The organism is Shewanella cyperi (assembly GCF_017354985.1).
GTDB lineage: Bacteria > Pseudomonadota > Gammaproteobacteria > Enterobacterales > Shewanellaceae > Shewanella > Shewanella cyperi.
Genome location: NZ_CP071501.1, coordinates 3804283 through 3824865 on the forward strand (window position 1 = coordinate 3804283; position 20583 = coordinate 3824865).

The 20583-nt window shown below is 56.9% G+C and carries 16 protein-coding genes; 10 read left to right on the plus strand and 6 right to left on the minus strand.

The features are described 5' to 3' along the window. The first annotated feature begins 245 nt into the window (after positions 1-245). From prpF to JYB84_RS16845, 3 genes are all read left to right on the plus strand, one after another. A complete protein-coding gene (gene prpF, locus JYB84_RS16835; RefSeq protein ID WP_207321161.1) occupies positions 246-1439 on the plus strand; it encodes a 2-methylaconitate cis-trans isomerase PrpF in 1194 nt (397 codons plus the stop codon). Between the two features lie 160 nt (positions 1440-1599). After that, positions 1600-2205 (plus strand): LysE family translocator, encoded by a 606-nt coding sequence (locus tag JYB84_RS16840; RefSeq protein ID WP_207321162.1) that lies wholly within the window; start codon positions 1600-1602, stop codon positions 2203-2205. 298 nt (positions 2206-2503) lie between these two features. Beyond that, the gene (locus JYB84_RS16845; RefSeq protein ID WP_207323279.1) at positions 2504-6994 is read left to right on the plus strand and encodes an EAL domain-containing protein; all 4491 of its coding nucleotides are present in this window, start codon (positions 2504-2506) and stop codon (positions 6992-6994) included. Positions 6995-7058: 64 nt separating this feature from the next. Here JYB84_RS16845 and JYB84_RS16850 read toward each other — a convergent pair whose 3' ends face one another. Together JYB84_RS16850 and JYB84_RS16855 are read right to left on the minus strand one after the other, a co-directional pair. After that, positions 7059-8147 (minus strand): branched-chain amino acid aminotransferase, encoded by a 1089-nt coding sequence (locus tag JYB84_RS16850; RefSeq protein WP_207321163.1) that lies wholly within the window; start codon positions 8145-8147, stop codon positions 7059-7061. A 137-nt stretch (positions 8148-8284) separates the two neighbouring features. Continuing rightward, on the minus strand, positions 8285-9079 hold the full coding sequence (locus tag JYB84_RS16855) for a choice-of-anchor H family protein (RefSeq protein WP_207321164.1): 795 nt from the start codon (positions 9077-9079) through the stop codon (positions 8285-8287). Between the two features lie 219 nt (positions 9080-9298). Here JYB84_RS16855 and JYB84_RS16860 point away from each other — a divergent pair, with 219 nt between their 5' ends. The 3 genes from JYB84_RS16860 to JYB84_RS16870 are packed head-to-tail and all read left to right on the plus strand — an operon-like array spanning position 9299 to position 11640. Next, the gene (locus tag JYB84_RS16860; RefSeq protein ID WP_207321165.1) at positions 9299-9607 is read left to right on the plus strand and encodes a PepSY domain-containing protein; all 309 of its coding nucleotides are present in this window, start codon (positions 9299-9301) and stop codon (positions 9605-9607) included. A 1-nt stretch (position 9608) separates the two neighbouring features. Next, complete coding sequence (locus JYB84_RS16865; RefSeq protein WP_207321166.1) at positions 9609-10298, plus strand: response regulator transcription factor; 690 nt, start codon at positions 9609-9611, stop codon at positions 10296-10298. Beyond that, positions 10291-11640 (plus strand): ATP-binding protein, encoded by a 1350-nt coding sequence (locus JYB84_RS16870; RefSeq protein ID WP_228290824.1) that lies wholly within the window; start codon positions 10291-10293, stop codon positions 11638-11640. The genes JYB84_RS16865 and JYB84_RS16870 overlap by 8 nt, the downstream gene beginning before the upstream one ends. 737 nt (positions 11641-12377) lie before the next feature. On the opposite strand, the gene JYB84_RS16875 is transcribed toward JYB84_RS16870, so the two are convergent. The 3 genes from JYB84_RS16875 to JYB84_RS16885 are packed head-to-tail and all read right to left on the minus strand — an operon-like array spanning position 12378 to position 15599. Continuing rightward, positions 12378-13079, minus strand: coding sequence for a LytR/AlgR family response regulator transcription factor (locus JYB84_RS16875; protein ID WP_228290826.1), 702 nt, complete (start codon positions 13077-13079; stop codon positions 12378-12380). A 1-nt stretch (position 13080) separates the two neighbouring features. Further along, a complete protein-coding gene (locus JYB84_RS16880; RefSeq protein ID WP_207321169.1) occupies positions 13081-14160 on the minus strand; it encodes a sensor histidine kinase in 1080 nt (359 codons plus the stop codon). Beyond that, positions 14157-15599: an alpha/beta hydrolase family protein gene (locus JYB84_RS16885; RefSeq protein WP_207321170.1), complete on the minus strand. Its 1443-nt coding sequence runs from the start codon at positions 15597-15599 to the stop codon at positions 14157-14159. Before JYB84_RS16885 ends, JYB84_RS16880 begins: the two co-directional genes overlap by 4 nt. Positions 15600-15987: 388 nt before the next feature. On the opposite strand from JYB84_RS16885, the gene JYB84_RS16890 reads away from it, so the two are divergent. The 3 genes from JYB84_RS16890 (at position 15988) to JYB84_RS16900 (ending at position 19380) form a co-directional block, all read left to right on the plus strand. Next, positions 15988-16968 carry a helix-turn-helix domain-containing protein gene (locus JYB84_RS16890; RefSeq protein ID WP_207321171.1) on the plus strand — a complete coding sequence of 327 codons (981 nt, stop codon included), beginning with the start codon at positions 15988-15990 and terminating at the stop codon, positions 16966-16968. A 302-nt stretch (positions 16969-17270) separates the two neighbouring features. After that, positions 17271-18674 carry a DUF3300 domain-containing protein gene (locus JYB84_RS16895; protein ID WP_228290828.1) on the plus strand — a complete coding sequence of 468 codons (1404 nt, stop codon included), beginning with the start codon at positions 17271-17273 and terminating at the stop codon, positions 18672-18674. A 64-nt stretch (positions 18675-18738) separates the two neighbouring features. Then, positions 18739-19380, plus strand: coding sequence for a class I SAM-dependent DNA methyltransferase (locus JYB84_RS16900; RefSeq protein WP_207321172.1), 642 nt, complete (start codon positions 18739-18741; stop codon positions 19378-19380). Between the two features lie 40 nt (positions 19381-19420). On the opposite strand, the gene JYB84_RS16905 is transcribed toward JYB84_RS16900, so the two are convergent. Then, positions 19421-20158 (minus strand): DUF1223 domain-containing protein, encoded by a 738-nt coding sequence (locus JYB84_RS16905; protein ID WP_207321173.1) that lies wholly within the window; start codon positions 20156-20158, stop codon positions 19421-19423. Positions 20159-20305: 147 nt separating this feature from the next. Here JYB84_RS16905 and JYB84_RS16910 point away from each other — a divergent pair, with 147 nt between their 5' ends. Further along, the gene (locus JYB84_RS16910) at positions 20306-20569 is read left to right on the plus strand and encodes a Rho-binding antiterminator (protein WP_207321174.1); all 264 of its coding nucleotides are present in this window, start codon (positions 20306-20308) and stop codon (positions 20567-20569) included. Positions 20570-20583: the final 14 nt, after the last annotated feature.

Sequence of the window (20583 nt, forward strand, 5' to 3'; positions counted from 1 at the left end):
TGAATAAATGTGGTTGCATTCAAGCGCCCCTTGGAGACGAATGGATGAAATTTTTGCATCGCTTTCTTTTGTTAACCGCACTCATGTTGACTGCACTTGTTTGCTACATGTTCGGTAGTGCAACGGGAGCCTGGAGCCTCTTTATCCTGGGTGTCGCGATGGAAATCTTGTTCTGGCTGCAGCTTATCCCGACGAAAAAGCAGAGTAAGTGACAATGTTTAGCCACGGCGCTAAAGGAAAACATTATGGCATTTAAACCACAGATAAAAATTCCCGCCACCTATATGCGTGGCGGCACCAGCAAGGGCGTATTCTTCCGCCTGGAAGACCTGCCGGAAGCGGCCCGGGTACCGGGCGCGGCCCGCGATGCCCTGCTGATGCGGGTCATAGGCAGCCCCGATCCCTATGCCAAACACACCGACGGCATGGGCGGCGCCACCTCCAGCACCAGCAAGTGCGTGATCCTGAACAAGAGCAGCATCGCTAATCACGATGTGGACTACCTCTACGGCCAGGTGGCCATAGACTCGGCCTTCGTGGACTGGAGCGGCAACTGCGGCAACCTGTCCACCGCCGCCGGAGCCTTCGCCATCCACGCCGGTCTGGTGGATCCTGCCCGCATTCCCGCCAACGGCATCTGCTCTGTGCGTATTTGGCAGGCCAACATCAACAAGACCATTATCGCCCACGTGCCCATCAGCAATGGCGAGGTGCAGGAAACCGGCGACTTTGAACTGGACGGCGTGACCTTCCCCGCCGCCGAAATCGTGCTGGAGTTTATCGACCCCGCCGACGAGGGCGAAGGTGATGGTCCGGCCTCCATGTTCCCCACAGGTAATCTGGTGGACAGCCTGGAAGTGCCGGGTGTCGGCACCTTGCAGGCGACCATGATCACCGCCGGTATCCCGACCGTGTTCGTCAACGCCGCCGACATAGGCTACCAGGGCACGGAATTGCAGGAGGCCATCAACGGCAACCCGCAAGCGCTGGCGATGTTTGAAGCCATCCGCGTGGCGGGCGCCCTGCGCATGGGTTTGATCAAAACCGTCGCCGAAGCAGCCACCCGTCAGCACACCCCCAAGATTGCCTTTGTGGCACCGGCCAAGTCCTACACGGCCTCAAGTGGTAAGCAGATTGCGGCCGAGGATGTCGACCTGCTGGTGCGGGCCCTGTCCATGGGCAAGTTGCACCACGCCATGATGGGCACCTGCGCCGTGGCCATAGGCACGGCCGCGGCCGTCCCCGGCACCCTGGTCAACCTGGCCGCCGGTGGCGGCGAGCCCCAGGCGGTGCGTTTCGGTCATCCCTCCGGCACCCTGCGTGTCGGCGCCGAAGCCAAACTGCAGGATGGCGAGTGGACTGTGACCAAGGCCATCATGAGCCGCTCGGCGCGGATCTTGATGGAAGGCGCGGTCCGGGTTCCCGGCGACAGCTTCTGATATTCAAGGGACCGCAAGGTCCCTTTTCTTTTGCTTGAACGGCCTTTTCTTTTGCTTGAACGGATTGCCCTTAAAACCGATAGCCCTTAAAACCGACAGTCCTTAAAACCGATTGCTTTGGGCAGTCGCGGGCTGCTATTAGCTGAATTTGGAGAAAATCATGTTTGAATCCCTGATGTTGCTGGTGGGCGCCACAGTGCTGCTGCTCGGTTCCCCCGGACCGGCCCCTCTGGCATTGGCCGCCAGCAGCGCCACCTTTGGTGTGCGCAACAGTCTGCCCTTTCTCGGCGGCATACTCGCAGGTCTGCTGGCCGCCATAGCCGGGGCCCTGTTCGGCGTCGCGGCCCTGCTGAAGACGGCGCCACAACTGGCGCTGGCTTTGCAAATCATCGCCGCCCTCTATATCGCCCGCATAGCCTGGCGCATTGCCACGGCGCCAGTGCTGTCCACGGCAGAACAACGCCAGGACAAGCCAGGCTTGCTGGACGGCTTCATTCTCAATCTGCTCAATCCCAAGGCCTATATGGCGTTTCTGGCCCTGTTCTCGCAATTCCTGCTGCCCGGAGAGCAGGAATACCTGCGTTATGGCCTGACGGCCCTGGTGTGTTTTGGCTGCGCCATAGTGGTGGATTTGGGCTGGTTGCTGGCAGGCGGCGCTCTGCGGCGAGTCTTCAGCCATCCCAAATGGGCCAGAACTGTACGCTGCCTGCTGGCATTGGCGATGCTGGCTACTGTACTGCTGGGACTCCTGCTGTGGCACTCTTAGTCAGCTGCGGCAGGCCATGTTGACCGCCGAGCAGCAGTACCCACAACTGCCGATACCGCAGGCAAATTTTGACCCAGGCGCCAGGACATATTAAGGTCTCAGAGTTGGATTTTATTCGCACCAACACCGGCTCATGCAGTGTGACTATCGACCCCGAACAGGGGCCGGTATAAAAACCATCCATATCTCTGCAAAAACGGCCACAAAACATCAACACGCCCTATACAAATAACTATATTGGTATCATGATGTTGGTCATAACAAAGCCGCTTAAGGCACTTAGAAAAAGGGGACGCGGATTTTGCGCTTATTGATTGCTGCCCTGTTGATCGTCTTGATCCCATGGAAAAGCTCGGCCGACCTGGCCCATGTGACTGTGCCCCAATACCAGCACAGCCTCAAGTTTGAGCATTTCAGCAGCAGCGATGGCCTGAATCAAAATACCGTCACCCGCCTGTTCACCGACAGCGCCGGCATGCTGTGGATTGGCACCCAGGACGGGCTGCACTATTACAACGGCCAAAAGTTCAACGTCTTCCTGCACGACCCCCAAGACCCAGACAGCATTTCCGAAGGCTATATCACAGATATTATTCAGGACAGGGAAGGCCATTTGTGGATAGGCACCTTCACCCAGGGCCTGAATAAGCTCGATCTCAGTACCGGCAAATTCAGCCGCTTTGGCGAGGCCCAGGGCCTCACCGAGATGGGTATCACACGTTTGGCGGTCATTTCCGAAACCCTGTGGATAGGCACCCGCAGCGGCCTGTTTTCCATGAACCTCAAAAATGGCCAAATCCGTCCCATTCCCCTTGGCAACGCCCTTAACCCGCAGATCACCGCCCTGGCCAGTGCCGGTGATGACTTTCTGTTGGTGGGCACCAGGAACGATGGTGGCTATGCGGTCAGCAGCAACAGCATCACCCGCCTGAAGCTGCCCGGTAAAGACAGCATCAATCAGATCCGCGCCTTGGATAACAGCAACGCCTGGATTGCCGCCGGCAAAAAACTGTGGCGTTATCACCTCGACAAGACAGCGGCAGAACTGCTGTTTGAAAGCCGGCAGGAAAGCTTCTTTCAAGGGGACATACGTGATTTCGACATGGACGACCCGGGCGAGATATGGGCAATTGCCCCGGGAGCTGGCCTGATTGAACTTAAAGCCAAATATGGCTGGCAACCCCAATACCACAGAAACGATAGCCGCAGCATCCGCGACATCAGCGACAATAACCTGATGAGTATTCTGCTCGATCCCAACGGCAACCTCTGGCTCGGTGGCAGCTATTCAGGGCTGGACAGAATCAATGTCCAGCGACAATTTTTCGAGCACCTGTTTGATAACAGCTCCGCCAGACCCAAGCAGATCAACATGGTGCGGGCCCTGCACCAAACTGCCGATGGCACCCTGTGGATAGGTACCGAGGGCGCCGGCTTAAAGACACTGAAACCCGGCGCTGTCAGTTATCAATATCGCACCTCCCTGTTTACCCAGGCCATGGGACTGGATGACAACGCCATTTCCCTGATAGTCCGGGATATCAAGGAAGACAGCCAGGGCACTCTCTGGTTTGCCTCCAACTATGGTCTGGGGCGGCTGTCGGTCGAGGGGGCATTCAGCCTGCTGGGACAAGAGTTCTTCAGCAACAATATGCTGCGTAACCTCGACATAGACAGCAAGGGACGTCTGTGGCTGGCAGCCGATGACGGCGTGTACCTGAAACAAACGGACGGCGATACGCTCACCAAAGTAGTGATGCACAATGCCCAGGGCAAAAAAGTTTCATTGCGTCAGGTGCTGGTGGTACAGCACATAGACGATGACCTGTGGATAGGGACCCTTGAGGGACTGCATCGACTGGAAATGGACAGTGGCGTAGTGCAGTCCTTCCTCCACCAGGCCAATAATCCCTACAGCCTCGGCAATAACCGTATCCGTGACATAGTGCAGTTGAGCAATGGCGAAATCTGGCTCGGCACCCACGGCGGCATAGACATAGTCACCCAGCGCGAGGGGCAGTGGCAATTCCGCCATTTGGGCGATTCGGTGCCCCTGCCCAGCGAAACCATTTACGGTTTGCTGGAAGACTCACGCCAGCGCATCTGGTTCAGCAGCAACGCCGGTGTCAGCCGCTATGACCCCAGAGACAACAGCCTGCTGACCTTCAATGAGTATGAGGGCCTGCAGGAGCAGGAATACAACGGTGCCACCAAGCACAGGGACAGGTATGGTTTCTTCTGGTTTGGTGGCATTAATGGCATTACCCGCTTTGATCCCTTGGGGATCCCTGAGCAACGCACAGACGCCAGGCTGGCGCTGACGGGTTACGCCGTGGGCACAGTCTCCCATCAGGTGCTGGATCTCAGTCACCCGCCGGCCATAGTCATGGACTATTCCGACAAGGTGGTCAACTTCGAGGTCAGCTCCCTGGACTTCAGTTACCCCGGGCGGGATCGCTTTGGTTTCTATCTGCAGGGCTTTGATAACAAGTGGCACAGCGATCGTGCCAGTCCCAATATCACCTATACCAATCTCAATCCCGGAGAATATATTCTGCGGGTGAGACACGGGCTTGACCACAACGCCCTGGGACATCAAATTCTCAGTATTCCACTGACGGTAAAAGCGCCTTTGTATCGCACCACCCCGGCCTTTGCCAGCTATGCGCTAACTTTGTTTGTCCTTTTGGGCTGGCTGGTGCACGCCCGCAGGCAAAAACTCAAACAAAGACGGGAATTTGAAACCAGCATCCGCACCTCGGAAGAACGGCTGAAGCTGGCCCTGTGGGCCTCGGGTGACGGTATGTGGGACTGGGACTTGACTGCCGGCAAGGTATTCCGCACCCGCATGTATCCCCATGACTCGCAGCAGCACGAAGGCCCCGTCTTGCTGGACAAGATCCACCCGGAAGACAAGGGGCGGGTGTTGATGGCGCTGCAGGCCCACATAGATGGTAAAAAGCCCTTTTACGAAGCCGAATACCGAATTGAAAACCGCCCCGGCGAATGGATCTGGCTGCTTGATCGCGGTCAGGTGGTGGAAAGGGATAAGGACAATAAGCCGCTGCGTATGGTGGGAACCCATAAGGACATCACCAGCCGCAAGGTGACCGAGAACGAGTTGCGCCTGTCGGCCCAGGTACTCGCCAGTATGAACGAGGCCGTGGTGGTGGGCAGCCTCGATTACCGCATCGCTTCGGTGAACCCGGCCTTCAGTTTGATCACCGGCTACAGCGGCGAACAGGCCCAGGGCAAGCACTTCCTGTTTATCGCCAAAGACAGACGGCATCGCCAGCAATTTGAAGCCATAGAGCAAAAGCTGCTGCGACAAAAACATTGGTCCGGGGAACTCAAGATCCGCACCAAGCAACGCCAAACCCTGCTCATCTGGCTGGAAATCAATCAGGTGATCGATGCCAAGGGCGAAGCCAGCCACTTTGTGGCCGTGTTTACCGACATCACAGACCGCAAACGGGCCGAAGAAGATCTGCGCCTACTCGCAAGTTTCGATCCGCTCACCAAGCTGCCCAACCGCACCCTGTTCCAGGACAGGCTTAACCATGCCATCAGTCAGGCCCACCGCAACGAGACCATGGTGGCGCTGCTGTTCCTCGACCTCGACCGCTTCAAGCACATCAATGACTCCCTGGGGCACCATGTGGGCGATTTGCTGCTCAAATCCGTGGCCCACAGGTTGCAAACCTGTATCCGCGATGGGGATACGGTTGCCCGCCTCGGCGGTGATGAATTCACCATCATCCTTGAGGGCATGACCAAACCCAAGGCGGCCACCCTGATTGCCGAGAAACTGATCCGCGCCTTCCAAACCCCCTTTATTCTGGAAGACAAGGTGCTGACCATTTCCACCTCCATAGGCATCAGCCTTTACCCGCTCGACACCCAGGATGCGGACTCCCTGCTCAAGTATGCCGATACCGCTATGTATCACGCCAAGTCATTGGGCAGAAACAACTTCCAGTTCTATACCGCCAAACTCAATGAATACGCCATGCGCCATGTGGAACTGGAGGCAGGGTTAAAGCAGGCCATCAGCCGCCAGGAATTCCGCCTGGTGTATCAGCCCAAGTTCAAGGTGGACACGGGAGAACTCACAGGCTTCGAGGCGCTGCTGCGCTGGCACTCGGCTGAGCTGGGCAACATCTCCCCGGCTGAATTTATCCCCCTGGCAGAGGAAATAGGCATAATCAATCAGGTGGGTCACTGGGTGATCAACGAGGCCTGCCAGCAGATGGCCAAATGGCAACAGCAGGGCTGCCAGGCGATGCACGTGGCGGTCAACCTGTCCGCCCGCCAGCTCAAGGCCGATATACTGTCCACCATAGAGGTCGCCCTGGCCGTGGCTGGGCTGCCGGCCCACTTCCTGCAACTGGAGCTGACCGAGTCGATGATCATGAAAAACCCCCAGGAGTCGGTGGCAGTGCTGTCCAAGCTCAAGGCCCTGGGACTGACCCTGGCGGTGGATGACTTCGGCACCGGCTACTCCAGCTTGAGTTACCTCAAGCGTTTCCCGATTGATGTTCTAAAGATCGACCGGGAATTCGTGCGCGATATCAGCAATGACCCGGAAGATGCCGCCATCACCAGCGCCATTATCGCCCTGGCACACAGCCTGGATTTGACCGTGGTGGCCGAAGGGGTGGAAACCGAGGAGCAGTTGCACTTCCTGGCACAACAAGAGTGTGACGAGGTACAGGGCTTCCTGCTTGGCAAGCCCATGAGCGCCGAAGAGTGCAGCAAACTGCTGCTGTCGATGCCGGAAACCAGCTGAATCCGCTAATAAAAAAGGCTCCCTCGGGAGCCTTTTTTATTGCCGTCACTTTTTGAGCGCGGCGTCAGCCGACCCGACGTTCGACCTTTTTGACCCAGCCATCGGGACCGGGGCGCAGGCCCTTTTGGATCTCGGTAAAGACCTTGTAGATGCGGCTGATATGGGGGCCTACCTGGCCATCCCCAACGGTCACCACCCTGCCGTCCTCAAAAATGTAGGAGCCGACGGGCGACACCACGGCGGCGGTACCAAAACCGCCGGCCTCAATGATTTCACCGGACTCGATATCGGCAATAAACTTCTCCAGCAACACGGGTTCCTGACGCACCTTGCAACCCAGCTCCTCGCTCAGGGCCAGAATCGACTCCGAGGTGATGGAACGCAGGATAGTGTCGGTGAACTCGGGGATCACTATGGTGCCGTCCTTGAGGATGTGGAAATGGTTCATGGCACCCACTTCCTCTATGTATTTGTTGCTGGCATCCAGATACAGCACCTGGGCGGCGCCGTATTCGGCAGCGGCCTTGCCGGCCCGCAGCGAGGCCGCATAGTTACCGGCGGCCTTCGACGCACCGGTACCGCCGGACACGGCCCTGTGGTACTTGGTGCTGATCAGCAGGCGGATGGCGTTGAGGTTCTTGCCATAATAGGCACCGCTGGGACTCAGCACCACGCAGAAGCAGTACTTGCTGCTGGGGCTGACCGACAGCCGGTCTTCGGTGGCGAAGATAAAGGGACGAATATAGAGGCAGGCCCCTTCCTGGCGCGGGAACCACAGCCTGTCCACATCGATCAGCGCATTGATGGCTTCCAGCTGCATCGCCTCGGGCAGATTGGGAATGCAGACTATGTCGGCGGAACGATTCATGCGCTCGGCATTCTTGTTGAGGCGGAAGGTGTAGATTTCCCCATCCTCGTGCATAAAGGCCTTGGCACCTTCGAAGATGGACTGGCCGTAGTGCAGCGCCATGGCGCCGGGAGCCATTTCGAACGGGCCGTAGGGCACAATCCGTGGATTGCGCCACTCACCGTCCTGATAATCCATCATAAACATGTGATCGGTTCTGAGTCGGCCAAAGCCTACTTCACCCTGAGGGACAAAAGGCTCAGTGCGGCGCTCTGACGCAGGTTTTAAATTAAATTTTATGTCCATTGCATACCACCTTGATTACTGATCAAGCAGACTAGGGAGCGGCAGGGATAAAGTCAAGTGAGCGGGGGATAAGGTAAAGCCGGTGCTGTAAAGCCAAAAAACAAAGGGGACGGTCATCCGTCCCCTGATAATTCGCCTCAGGCGCGTCTGCGGCGCCAGGCCAACCAAGCCAGAGGCGTCAGGGCGAGCCAACCCAGAGCGCCGCCACCGTGACCGTCACTGACGGCGACATACTCCAGATCCGTGGCTGCGGCCTCCAGTGGCAAGGCATACAGGCCATCGGTGTCGTCTGAGCTGATGGTGGCCACCACATCGCCGTAACCCACCTCATAGAGATCGATCAGCACATCGTAATGACCCAGCCGATAGCCCTGTGCCAGGGTGGTCACCACTTCGTAGTCATCCAAATCCGTTTGTCCCTGGATGATGAAATTTTCTGTGGTGAAGTAGCGGATCCAGTCGCCCCCCTCATAGCTTAAATACAGCTCGGCGTACACGGGCACACTTTCACCGGCATAGCTGGAATAGACATCGGCATCAAAGGTAACCGAGAAGCTGCTGTAAAAGCCGTCGTAGTCCCTGTCTTCCAACAGGCGGGCAAAGGCGTCATAGAAGCTGAACTCGTGATAGACACCCGAATTCAGTTGGGCACTGCGTTGCAGCTTGGCGCCCTTGTGCTTCTCACTTTGCACCTGCTCCCGGGTCATGGGGGTGGCCGGCAGTGCCTGCACCTGATTCAGCTGCTTGAGCACAGGGCTCAGCTTGTCCAGGGTAGCGTCATCCACCAGGCGTTCGGCCGGCAGGCTGTGATCGGCAGCGCGGCCCAATGATGCCTGTGAAGGTTCGGCGGCTTGGCCCACCAGGGACAACAGCAGGGAAGGTAACAGTAACAATTGTCGCCAAGTTTGGCTGCGAGTGAATGTGTTCATCATCCTGACCTCATCTTCAACGGGTTGATGGGGCCATTAAAACCAGCGCCAGGTGAACATTGGCTGAACGCGTGCAAAAGTCCGCTTTCAGCCAATGTTCAGCTTAAGGCGGCTATAACTGCAACCAAGGGAATGCCGCAACAGCCTGTTTCTTATGGACAGGGGATCTTTTACACTGAGAGCAGAATCACTCCCTGCTTTCACTGTGCCGAGGACAAGAGAATGAAATTTGCCGCCACCCTGCTGGGCACCTGCCTGCTGCTGGTCACCGCCACAGGTGAGGCATACATGCAGCCATCCCTGAAGCCAAGCCACTTGATGGCACCGGACGGCAAACAGGTCCAACTCAGGGTCCGCAGTCCGGAACAGGCGGCGTCCATGGCCAGTGGACGCTATCCCGGCAAGGTGCTCAAGGTCGGCCGCAGCACGGTCAACGGCAATCCCGGTTATCGCATCAAAATGGTGACCAACGACGGCAAGGTGTTTTACGTGGCCGTGGATGCGGTCACGGGCTCGGTAGGGAGAGATTGATATGCGACTCTTGTTGGTGGAAGACGATGCCGCCCTGGCACAGAATCTCAGGGACCATCTGCAACAGCTGCTGTACAGCGTGGATCTGGCCACCGATGGCGAAATCGGCCTGTTCCAGGGCCAGGAATACGATTACGATGCGGCCATTATAGACGTGGGCCTGCCCAAGCTTGATGGCATCAGCCTTATTCGGGCGCTGCGTGGGGCCCAAAGGGACTTTCCCGTGATTATCCTCACCGCCAGGGACAGCTGGCAGGACAAGGTAGAAGGCCTGGATGCCGGTGCCGATGACTATCTGACCAAACCCTTCCACCCGGAAGAACTGAGCGCCAGGCTCAAGGCGCTGATCCGCCGCTCCGCCGGCAAGGCCAGCCCGGTGATCAACAATGGCCCCCTCAGCCTCAACAGTGCCAGCGGCGAGGTGCTGCTGCACGGTCAATCCGTCAACCTGTCGGGATCGGAATACAAGCTGCTGCAATTCCTGATGCTGCACCGGGGCGAGGTCAAATCCAAGACAGTGCTGACCGAGCATATCTACGACCAGGATTTCGATCTGGACTCCAACGTCATCGAGGTCTTTATCCGCCGCCTGCGCAAAAAACTCGATCCGGACAACAGCCTGGGCCTGATAGAAACCCTCCGCGGCCAGGGTTACCGGCTCAACAAACTGGATGACGCCCAAGGTGGCTGATAATCCCCGCCCCATGTCACTGAAAACCCGGCTGCGGCTCAGCGCCCTGTTGCTGCTGTTGCTGTTGCTGCCGGCCATTGGCATGGCACTGCACAATGCCTTCGAGCGCCAGGCCAGCAGCGGCACCCGCGACGAACTCAATGCCCTGCTGTATTCGGTGCTGACCCTGGCGGAAGTGGACAGCGACGGGTTGCAGATGCCGGACTCCCTGGCCCAACCCCAGTTCAATATCGACAAATCCGGGCTGTACGCCATCATCAGCGGCGCCGACGGTGCCGTACTGTGGCGCTCGGGCTCCCTGGTGAGTCAGGCGCTGCCCGCAACCCTGCCCCGTCCGGCCCGGGGCGAGCGCCGCTTTGGCGAACTGAGCCTCGACGATGAGCGGCAGTTTATTCTCAGCTTCAGCGCCAGCTTCGAGACCCGCAACGCCCAAGGCCAGCTGCAGGACTTCCCCCTGACGGTGCACATCATCAAATCCCGCGCCGCCCATGACAAGCTGATGCGCGACTTCAGGCACAGCCTGTGGCGCTATTTGGCACTGACCGCCATCTTGCTGGCGGCGGTTCAGGGCCTGTGGCTGCTGTGGACCCTGAAACCCTTGCAACATTTTCAGCGGGAGCTGGAAGCGGTGGAAAACGGCCGTCAGCAATTGATTGGCGATGCCTTTCCCCAGGAGCTGCAGCCCCTGGTGCGCCAGCTCAATTCACTGCTGACCACAGAACAAAACCAGCGCACCCGTTACCGCAATGCCCTGGCGGATCTGGCCCACAGCCTGAAAACCCCCTTGGCCGTGCTCAAGAGTCAGCCGCAGTTGCCGACGGCGGCACTTGAGCAAATCGACGCCATCAGCTATTCCATCAGTCACCAACTGAAGCGGGCCCAAAGTGCCGGCGCCGCCTCCTGGCATCAGGGGGTGGCCATTGCCGAGGTGACCGACAAGCTGCTGCGCACCCTTGGCAAACTCCATGCGGATACCCAGCTCCAGTTAACCCAATCGCTGGCACCGGATCTGATGTTCAAGGGGGATAGCGGCGATCTGACCGAACTGCTCGGCAACCTGCTGGACAATGCCTGCAAGGCCGCCAAAAGCCAGGTGCGTATCGCCGGGGTGATGGAAGGCAACACCCTGCATCTGGTGGTAGAAGATGATGGTCCCGGGATCCCAGATGAACTGAAAGAGCGCATCTTCGAGCGCGGCATGCGGGCCGACACCTACGAAAAAGGCCACGGCATAGGCCTGGCGATAGTGCGCGACCTGGTCGACAGCTACCAGGGACGACTTAACCTGGGCCGTAGCGAGGCCCTCGGCGGCGCCCGGTTTGAGCTGGTGTTCCGCCAGTAACTTGGGTGTCGCTTGACTTAGCGACAGGAAGTGAGTCGTGGGGTTTCACCCCACACCCGAGGAAAGGGGGCCGTTTTCGACAGGCCCCCTTGTCCAATCCCCCTGCGACCCCAGACGAAGCCGAGCGCTTTGGCCTTATGGGCTGGAAACGGCCACCGCGACCGACTCGCATCCTGCTCGACGGTCTCTTCCTCGGCATCCATGCCTCGGCTTACCCGTTTCTATCAGCCCAACAGCCAAAGCGGCTTCGATGGGGGGGGTATTCCTCAGCAAAGGTGTTTTGGATGTTCTGACTCTTTTGACACCCAATAAGTGAATAGATCTCAGATATGGCCTGAGTTAGTACAGGTCATCTTCCAAGCTGCTATTGCTCTTAAGAGATGTTCCTTTCCTGCGTCATCCGCTGCAATATTCCGATATCAAATCAAAATTGAATTGCGATCGGAATTGGCAACCTCAATTTGGTCGCTATGGGAGTATAAACATCCACATCTGTACTATCAGTTTCAATTGAAACAACCAAGCTATAGCGAGTTTCCCTGTTCCAAAAGCCAAGGTGTGACCGTTCTCGCCACCAACCAACTGTCGCTTGCCTGATAGGCACGCTTACCCCCTTTCCCCGGGTGTGGGTCGGAGACCCACGACTTTCGGCTGCTGCTAGCAGCCAATCCTGCCGCAACGGGTGTTGCGATAGAGCGTGCAGCCTAAGCATGGACGAGTATCGCGAAGCGATAAACTCAAAGGCTCATCAGATCCCGCAGTAAGCTCGTTTGGCGACGGGACACTTCTATGCGGGCACCGCTGGACAGGGTCAACTCCAGACCACCACTGCTACAGGCTTCTATATGACGGATATGCGCCAGCTGTACTATGTGCTGACGGCTGACCCGAAAGAAGTGTTGGCTGGGCAGGCGCGGCTCAATTTTATTGAGAGTGCGATAGATGAGTGGCTTGTTGTCGTCGAAATAGACCTGGGTGTAGTTTCCCTGGGCCTCGAAGCGCTCCACATCGCCAAGCCTGACCAGATAACAATTGCGCCCATCCTTGACGAAAAACTGGCTATCCAAGGTCATCTTTTCACTGCGATTGGCCGACTCTATGGCGAGCATGGCCCGCTCACAGGCTTGCTGCAGACGCTGGCTATTGATGGGTTTTAACAGATAGTCCAGCGCCTGTTTTTCAAAGGCTTGAAGGGCAAACTCCTCGAAAGCCGTAGTAAAAATCACCCGCGGCGCCTCATCAAGGCTCGCCAGTAGCTCAAAGCCGGAGCCGTCGGGCAGGTCGATATCCAAAAACAGCAGATCCGGGGCATGTGCTTCACAGGCGCTGATACCCTCCTGCACCGAAGCGGCTTCGGCCACCACGGTAATACCTTCTATGGCTGCAAGCTGCTGTTTCAGCTCCAACCTTGCCAGCCTTGAGTCTTCTACGATCAGCACCTTAAGCAATTTCCTTATCCTTTTTTTCCAGCGGCAACCGCAAACACGCCACCACATTTTCACCGTCGGCCCGAATGTCGAAGGCTGCCTTGCATGCAAACCTGTGGGCCGGTTCACCATAGTGCAGCTGCAAACGCTGGCGAATATTCTGAATGCCTATCCCCTCCCCCCGGGCACCTTCGGGCGCCAAGCTGCCGGGATTGACCACCTCCACCACCAGGCAACCAGTTTCGCAGCGAGCCGAGATATCTATCCTGCCGCCCTGCACGCGTTTACCAATGCCGTGCTTAATGGCGTTCTCAACCATGAGCTGCAACATCATCTTGGGAAACAGCACATCCAGGCAGTCCGGCGCTATGTCCAATTGGTAACTCAGGCGGGATTCGAATTGCAGCTCATTGATACTGAGGTACTGCTTAACGGTGCCAAGTTCCTGCTGAAACGGGATAAGTGCGCCGCTGTCGGCGTACATCACGTAGCGCATCACATCCGACAGCTCAGTTAACATTTGCCGCGCCTTGTCTTTATCCTCCAAGATAAGCGCCCTGATGTTATTGATTGCATTAAAAATAAAGTGCGGATTGATCTGACTTAGCAATAAATCCAGCTGTGCGGCCTGCAGAGACTGCTGCAGGGCTTCCTGTGCCTTCTCACGCTGGCTGAGCAGTCGCTGGCGCTTAATCACCAGATAAAACAGCGACCAGAGCAAAATAATGAACAGGGTATTGGGGATGGATATCAGCAGCTGAGACGGCGCCTCCGGGATGACCTTGCCAAACACCAGCTCCTGATTGGGAAGCAGCACCAGCGCCACTAAGGCGGTAGTTAACAGAGCTGCCAGCAAGGCGCCCAACAACACATGGGCAACCGCCCTGCCCAGTGACTTATCTTCAATAAAGCGATGAAAATACAGTCGCAGCAAGCCTGTCGACACCATCAATGCCGCAAACAGCGACATTGAGTTGACCAGCTCCCCCACGGCGTAATGGCTGAAGTAGCCCCGCACACTCAGGTTGAGCAGGGCAAAACTCCCCCATCCAAGCGTCTGGTAAAGCCAGAAACGCTTCAGATTCGAACTCATAGGGCCTTCACCCAGTTGGCGATATCCAGGCTTACCGCGTCGCTGAAGCTAATATCGCTGGTGACATATTCATTGGGCAGCCCGGTTTTGGCTGGCTGAAACAGATGGTTAAGGCCCGGGTAGATTCGGGTTGTCAGCAGCTCATGCTTCACGTTGTTTTTAAATCCTTTTATGTTGGGGTCCGCCAGTACCTGTACATCCAACTCACCATTCAGCGCCAGCACGGGCATGGTCAGCTTGGCCAGATTGGGGGCGGGATCGGCACTGACAAAGTACCTGAACCAGGGGCTGGAAAGCTGCTGGGCCTTGGCTCTGGCTTTATCCTGCTCGTCGCCGAGGGACACCATCAGCTCGGTCAGTTCGTCGCTCGATAAACCGCGGCGCACCGCACTTAATATTTGTTTTTGCGCCATATCATCTTTTTCGAGCGCCTCTTTGTCCATCCCCATCAGCTGAGAAATTCGAAAGGATTGATCAATCAGGATTTGCTCGCCGCTGGTTCCAAGCCCAGCCAGCGATACCAAAAAGCTGACCCTGGGCTCTTTCGCGGCGGCCAAGGTTCCTATCAAACCGCCCTCACTGTGGCCGACAAAACCGACCGGCAGCTTATCTGCCCAAGGCTGAGCGCGGATAAACTCGAACGCGGCCAGGGCATCGGTGGCGAAATCCAGACTGGTGGCACTGGCAAAATCACCACCTGATTTGCCCACGCCTCTATCATCGAAACGCAGCACGGCAATGTCTTCCCGGCTCAGCTGATGGGCGAGCACCATAAAGATTTTATGACCAAAGGCTTCGGCATCCCGGGTGCTGGGGCCCGAACCCGACAGCAAGATAGCGACTGCCTTGGGCGTCTTTGGCAGGCTCAGGGTACCGGCCAGGCTGATGCCAGCCTCGCTGCCAAAGCTCACATCCTGCACCTTATAATCCGCGCTGAACAGCTCCTGCTGCTTGGGTTTACGGCCCGCCAGCGCCTGCTGCTGACGCTCAAAGGTCACGGGTGCACTGAAACCGCCCTGCTGATACTGGCTGTGGATCTCGTCTCCCAGCCACTGGCCCTCGATATTGATGGCTGCAACGGGTAAACCCAACTTCAGTTCTTTGCCTGTCAGACTGGCCTCAGGAAAACAGATATCGAACTGCCCCTGCGCCGGCACATCCATACAGGCCTCAAAGCCCGAATCTGACTGCTTCAGCTTCAACACCAACCCAACCGACGTCTTAGCGTTGACCTTGAGCTCGGCGGTCCAGTTGCCGTATATGCTTTCGCTGGCAGCAGTACTCTCGTTGGCATGGGTTTCGGCCAGCGCCGGACCGCCTAGACTCACAGCCAGCAGGCTGACAGCTATCCAATGCAACTTACTCCGCCGAAAGTTGGGGAGGCTGGTTGTATTGCTGCTTCTGTTGCTGGTGTTGCTATAGCTGGTAAAGGTTTTCATGGCTGTGCTCCTGTTATCGTTCAGATGCAGTCATGCTAGCGAGACTCCCCCAGCCCTGGGGCAAGACTTATACGAGCGGCAGAAATTCTCTTTGAGTGGTTGCCTTCAGACCGAACAACACTATTGATATTGATAATGATCGAAAAGTGAGACGACACCCTCGACCATAAGCTGCCGCAAGCAGCCAATTCAGCCCAGAGACAGGCCATACTCCCCAATCAAGGAACAAACAGGGTTTACGCGCAGATGCACTGGATAAGTGATTTAAAATGCTCTGTTTTATGGTAATTGCAACTGTCAGTTGACAAAATGGCAATCAGGATTGGTGGTTGGCAACCCAGTGAATTTCTAAGATGAGTGCATCTAAAAGCAGCAAGGAACAGGCGCAATGATACTGGCAGACAAGATAGTGAATTTACGTAAGCAAGCCAACTGGTCTCAGGAGGAGTTGGCTGACAAGATGGGGGTGTCCAGGCAATCCGTATCCAAGTGGGAGAGCGCCAACAGCATCCCCGATCTGAACAAAGTCATCCTCCTGGCAAACTTATTCAGCGTCTCTACCGACTACCTGTTAAAGGACGAGATAGACAGCTTTGACACCGGTAAGGTCAGCGAGCTGCCGGACGTCTCACTGATCACCATGGAGCAAGCCAATCACTATCTTGAGTGCAAGGTCAGCGCTGCGGAACTCACCGTCAAAGGAGTATTACTCTGTGTGTGCTCGGTTATTCCCTTGTTCTTTTTTGGGGCTATGGCGGCGGCACAGCGGATGGGTATGACGAATAACCTGGCGGCTGCCTGCGGAATTGTAGGCATACTGATACTGGTATGCCTGGGTATCAGTTATTTGATCAAGATAAACCAATTTGAAACCGATACGGCCACCATAGATAACGAGCAATTTGAACTCAGTTATGGTGTCCACAGTGCCTTTCAGGAAAAGCTGAATCACTTTAAACCCAGGTATCATCGTCGGTTGTCACTGGGAATTTTCTTTTTCATCGGCAGTTTTATTCCGCTCATGCTGGGCAGCCTTTTCTATCCGGGAGCCGAGACCATATTCATGATGCTGATTGTGCTGATACTGATGATAGCGGCAGGCTTGTACCTGGTAATCCCGGTGTCAGCAAGGCTCGATGCTTATAGCGCCATCCTCAGGGATAGCCTGAACAAAACTGCGAAAGCAAGACGAAGCGAGAAAGCAAAAAAGCTAGCGGGGTTTTATTGGCCGCTTGTCACTGCAGTCTTTCTGGGGTGGAGTCTGTGGACCATGAATTGGGGCATGACCTGGATTATTTGGCCAGTCAGCGCAGTGCTGTTTGCGGCCTTGGTCGGCTTAACGGAACTGCTCGAAAAAGACCAGCGATAGCATCTCCATCAGCTTGCAGGGTGAAGTTTGGCAAAACGCCCTGCAACGCTCACGATGGAGCCCCTTCCCCGACTTGCCCAGTCGCATTTTCCCTAAAACGGTGCCTTCTGCGTTAACAGAATATCCGCGTGGCGGGCCTGAGGCCCTTCGGTTCAAAACTCATTTTAAATAAGCAGGCGACAGAAACTGTTCTGTCCCTTGCCTTTCAGGCCCGTTTTCGCCCTTTCAGCTAATGTTCATCTTGACGGTCCTAATATGGTCTCAAGGCTGGCGACCTGCCAGCAAATTTCAGCGGAGGCCCTATGAAAAAGGCAATCACCCAAGCGACCAAAGCAGCGACACTGGCACTGTGTGCCATGACCCTGTTTGCCGCCCCTGTGACCCAGGCGCTGGCCGCACCCCAAGCCCAGGAACACCAAGCCCGGGAACAAGAGTGGGGCAATGAGAAGTTTTCCGATGCCGAGCTGGCCCAAATGCTGGCACCCATCGCCCTTTATCCCGACAGCCTGCTGACCCACATACTGATAGCCGCCAGCTATCCGCTGGAAGTGGTGCAGGCAAATCGCTGGCGCAAGAAACACGACAATCTCAGCAGTGACCGTTTGATGTCCGAGGCAGGCAAGCAGGATTGGGATCCCAGCGTGGTGGCCCTGGTGGCCTTCCCCAATGTGCTGGAAAAAATGAGCGAGGATCTCGACTGGACCCAGAGACTGGGCGATGCCTTCCTCGATGACGAAGCGCGGGTGCTGGACAGCATTCAGCAGCTGCGCCGGGACGCCGACCGGGCCAACAGCCTGGATGACATGGATAAGCTGGTGGTGAAACGGGTCAATACCCAGATCATCATTGAAGCACCGCAGCCCGAAGTGGTGTACGTGCCCTATTACGACCCGCGCACCGTCTATGGTTACTGGCGCTGGAGTGCCTATCCTCCAGTGTACTGGACGGTATTTCCGAAGCACAGACATCATCACGGCCATTTCTGGTGGCACAGCGGTATAGGGATCTCGTTCAACTTCTACTTCGGCAGCGTCTTCTGGGCCGAGCGCTATCTGGTGGTTAACCATCACCATCACTACCACCGCCCACCAGCAACGCGGATCTCGATCAGCAACGGTGGCAGCCGTTGGCACCACAATCCACACCACAGGCACGGCGTAGCCTATCGTACACCCGAAGTGAAGCATCGCTACTTCAGCCACGCCCCCAGTCAGTTCGAACGTCATCAGGCCCGTGAGCATGAGGTTCGGCAATTGACTCCGGGAAAAGCCTCCTGGCACGCAGTGAAGGAAAGACGGGAGCAAGGGTTCGAGCAAAAGCTGAGAGGTGAGCCCAAATTCCGGAATGAAGCTAAATTCAGCAATGAGCCCAGATCCCGTGACGTAAGTAAGTACCGGGATGAGCCCAAACACCGCAATGAGCCTAAATTCAGCAATGAATCAAGCCATAAAGCCGAGGTTCGCAGCCCGCAACGGGAGATCCACCAGCCCAAAGCCGAACACAGGCAGGCACCCGCCCGGGTTGAGACTCAAAAGCCGGCACGAGTTGAGAAGTTTGAGCGGGTGGAAAGAGCGCCGAAGCAGGAAAGCAAACCACGCCAGGACAGAGGCCAGGACATGCGCTCACATCAGCCGGCAAGGGATCAGGGACATCCACGGCAGGAATCCCGTGGTAACAATGAAAGATCCCGCCATCAGGAACGCTGATTTGCCATTGGCTTCCCTATTGATTAGCCTGAGGAATTCCTCGGGCTAATTTTTTAAGGCAACTATGGAAAGTGAAGTAACGGACAAGTACCAGATCACCGCCGACACCTTCAGTCGTCTGGCCCAGAGGTATCAGGAGCGCTTCCTCGAATGGCCGCCCTACGCCCAGAGCTACGAGTGGTTGCTGGCGGAAATGGCGGCCACCGATGTGCGCCTGCTGGATGTGGCCTGCGGTCCCGGCAGTTTGGGACTATACCTCAAGCGCAGGCGGCCCGAGCTACAGATCACAGGTACGGATCTGGCGCCGGGCATGTTGGCACTGGCCAGGGGCAATATTCCCGATGGCGAATTTCTGCTGAAAGACAGCCGCGACATAGCCACACTGGAAGGCCAGTTTGATCTCTGCTGCTGTGGCTTTGGCCTGCCCTATCTGGATGGCACCGATCTTGAGCGGTTTATTGCCGGCGCCCACGACAAGTTAAGGCCCGGAGGACTGCTGTATCTTAGTACCATGGAAGGTGAGCCCGAGCGTTCGGGTTGGCAGACCTCCAGCAGCGGTGACAGTGTCTTTATTCACTATCACAGGGGGGCGGAGCTGCAAGCCTTGCTGGAGCAACAGGGATTCACTGTCTTCAAACAGTTTCGCCAGGCCTCCACCAATGGTGATACCGACCTGTTCATCTTTGCCCGCCGTTGTTTATCTTAGCCCGCCGTAATGGCTGACCTGAGTCATGTGGCGCCCCGGGTCATTCGGCGTCCCGGGTCAGCCAATGGCCAAGGGCCTGCTGCACCTCGGCTCCGGACTCAATCCAGTAAACCCGCGCCAGGCGGGTGGCACCGGCGGCAGTGGTCGGCAGCGCCGGCCATTGGGCCTGGAAATGCCAGGTGCCCTGCCCCAGCTCGCCACTGACCTGCTGATGTTGCAGCACACAAAAATCATGCTTAAGCACCCGACTGCGGTTTTCCCCCGCGGTCACCTGGGATGTTAAGCCCATGGCCACCAGTGCCAGGTGCAGCTCGGGCGCCGCCATGGCATTGAGCGGCGTAAAGCTGGCCTCAATGAGCGAACCCCTGGTGTCGATTCGCAGCTCTCCTGTGGACTGGGAAGCAGGTTCCGGCAATTCGCCGCCGCGCCATTCGCGGCTGTTGATAAAGAATTGCGGGGTATAGACGCTGCGGCTGTGGCGGGCGTTCAGGTGTTGGTATTGACGGGCGCTGAAGGCCTTGCTGCCATAGGGATCGCGCCACCCCAGGTAATCCCAGTAACTGACATGGAAGGCCAGCACAAAGGTATCGCGCCACAGGCCGGGTTCAACCGCGAGGCCCGACAGCCATTGCTCCGCCGGTGGGCAACTGCTGCAGCCCTCGGAGGTGTACAGCTCGAACAGCCGGATGCCGCGGTTGCCGCTGGTCAAGAGTTCAGCCTGCGCCAGCGGCGCAGCCAGCAGCCATCCGCAAATCCATGCCCATACCCATGCCTTCATCTTGCCCTCCCCTTGCCTTATCCAGAAGACCGGGATGAGTCTCTTTTTGGCACAAAGGGAATGGCGTGCGCTAACTTATTGCTTTTTCAGCAAGACAAGCTAAGTTTAGGAAACTGAAGGGGTTGGCTAACAATTAAGAGATAATCAATGCAAGACTACCGCGCTATATCCTGCGATCTCTATGATTGCATCGAACTGGCCTGCATTCGCGGCTATCCCTTGCTGCTGGAGCTGAAGGATGAAGGCAAGCTGCACGCCAGGGCCATGACCACGGAAACCCGGGCCGACAAGAGCGAATGGCTGGTGGTGGAAACCGCCACCCAGATCCGCTCCATCCGCCTCGATCAGATCATTGCCCTGACACCCGATGTCGAAGGTGCCGAATTTGGGCGGCTGCAACTGCAGCCCTGAGCATTGCTTGAGGA

Bases quoted from the DNA above. Each gene is read 5' to 3' on its own strand.
- prpF (WP_207321161.1), top strand. From the start codon at position 246: ATGGCATTTAAACCACAGATAAAAATTCCCGCCACCTATATGCGTGGC.
- JYB84_RS16840 (WP_207321162.1), top strand. From the start codon at position 1,600: ATGTTTGAATCCCTGATGTTGCTGGTGGGCGCCACAGTGCTGCTGCTC.
- JYB84_RS16850 (WP_207321163.1), bottom strand. From the start codon at position 8,147: ATGGACATAAAATTTAATTTAAAACCTGCGTCAGAGCGCCGCACTGAG.
- JYB84_RS16855 (WP_207321164.1), bottom strand. From the start codon at position 9,079: ATGATGAACACATTCACTCGCAGCCAAACTTGGCGACAATTGTTACTG.
- JYB84_RS16860 (WP_207321165.1), top strand. From the start codon at position 9,299: ATGAAATTTGCCGCCACCCTGCTGGGCACCTGCCTGCTGCTGGTCACC.
- JYB84_RS16865 (WP_207321166.1), top strand. From the start codon at position 9,609: ATGCGACTCTTGTTGGTGGAAGACGATGCCGCCCTGGCACAGAATCTC.
- JYB84_RS16880 (WP_207321169.1), bottom strand. From the start codon at position 14,160: ATGAGTTCGAATCTGAAGCGTTTCTGGCTTTACCAGACGCTTGGATGG.
- JYB84_RS16885 (WP_207321170.1), bottom strand. From the start codon at position 15,599: ATGAAAACCTTTACCAGCTATAGCAACACCAGCAACAGAAGCAGCAAT.
- JYB84_RS16890 (WP_207321171.1), top strand. From the start codon at position 15,988: ATGATACTGGCAGACAAGATAGTGAATTTACGTAAGCAAGCCAACTGG.
- JYB84_RS16895 (WP_228290828.1), top strand. From the start codon at position 17,271: ATGAAAAAGGCAATCACCCAAGCGACCAAAGCAGCGACACTGGCACTG.
- JYB84_RS16900 (WP_207321172.1), top strand. From the start codon at position 18,739: ATGGAAAGTGAAGTAACGGACAAGTACCAGATCACCGCCGACACCTTC.
- JYB84_RS16905 (WP_207321173.1), bottom strand. From the start codon at position 20,158: ATGAAGGCATGGGTATGGGCATGGATTTGCGGATGGCTGCTGGCTGCG.
- JYB84_RS16910 (WP_207321174.1), top strand. From the start codon at position 20,306: ATGCAAGACTACCGCGCTATATCCTGCGATCTCTATGATTGCATCGAA.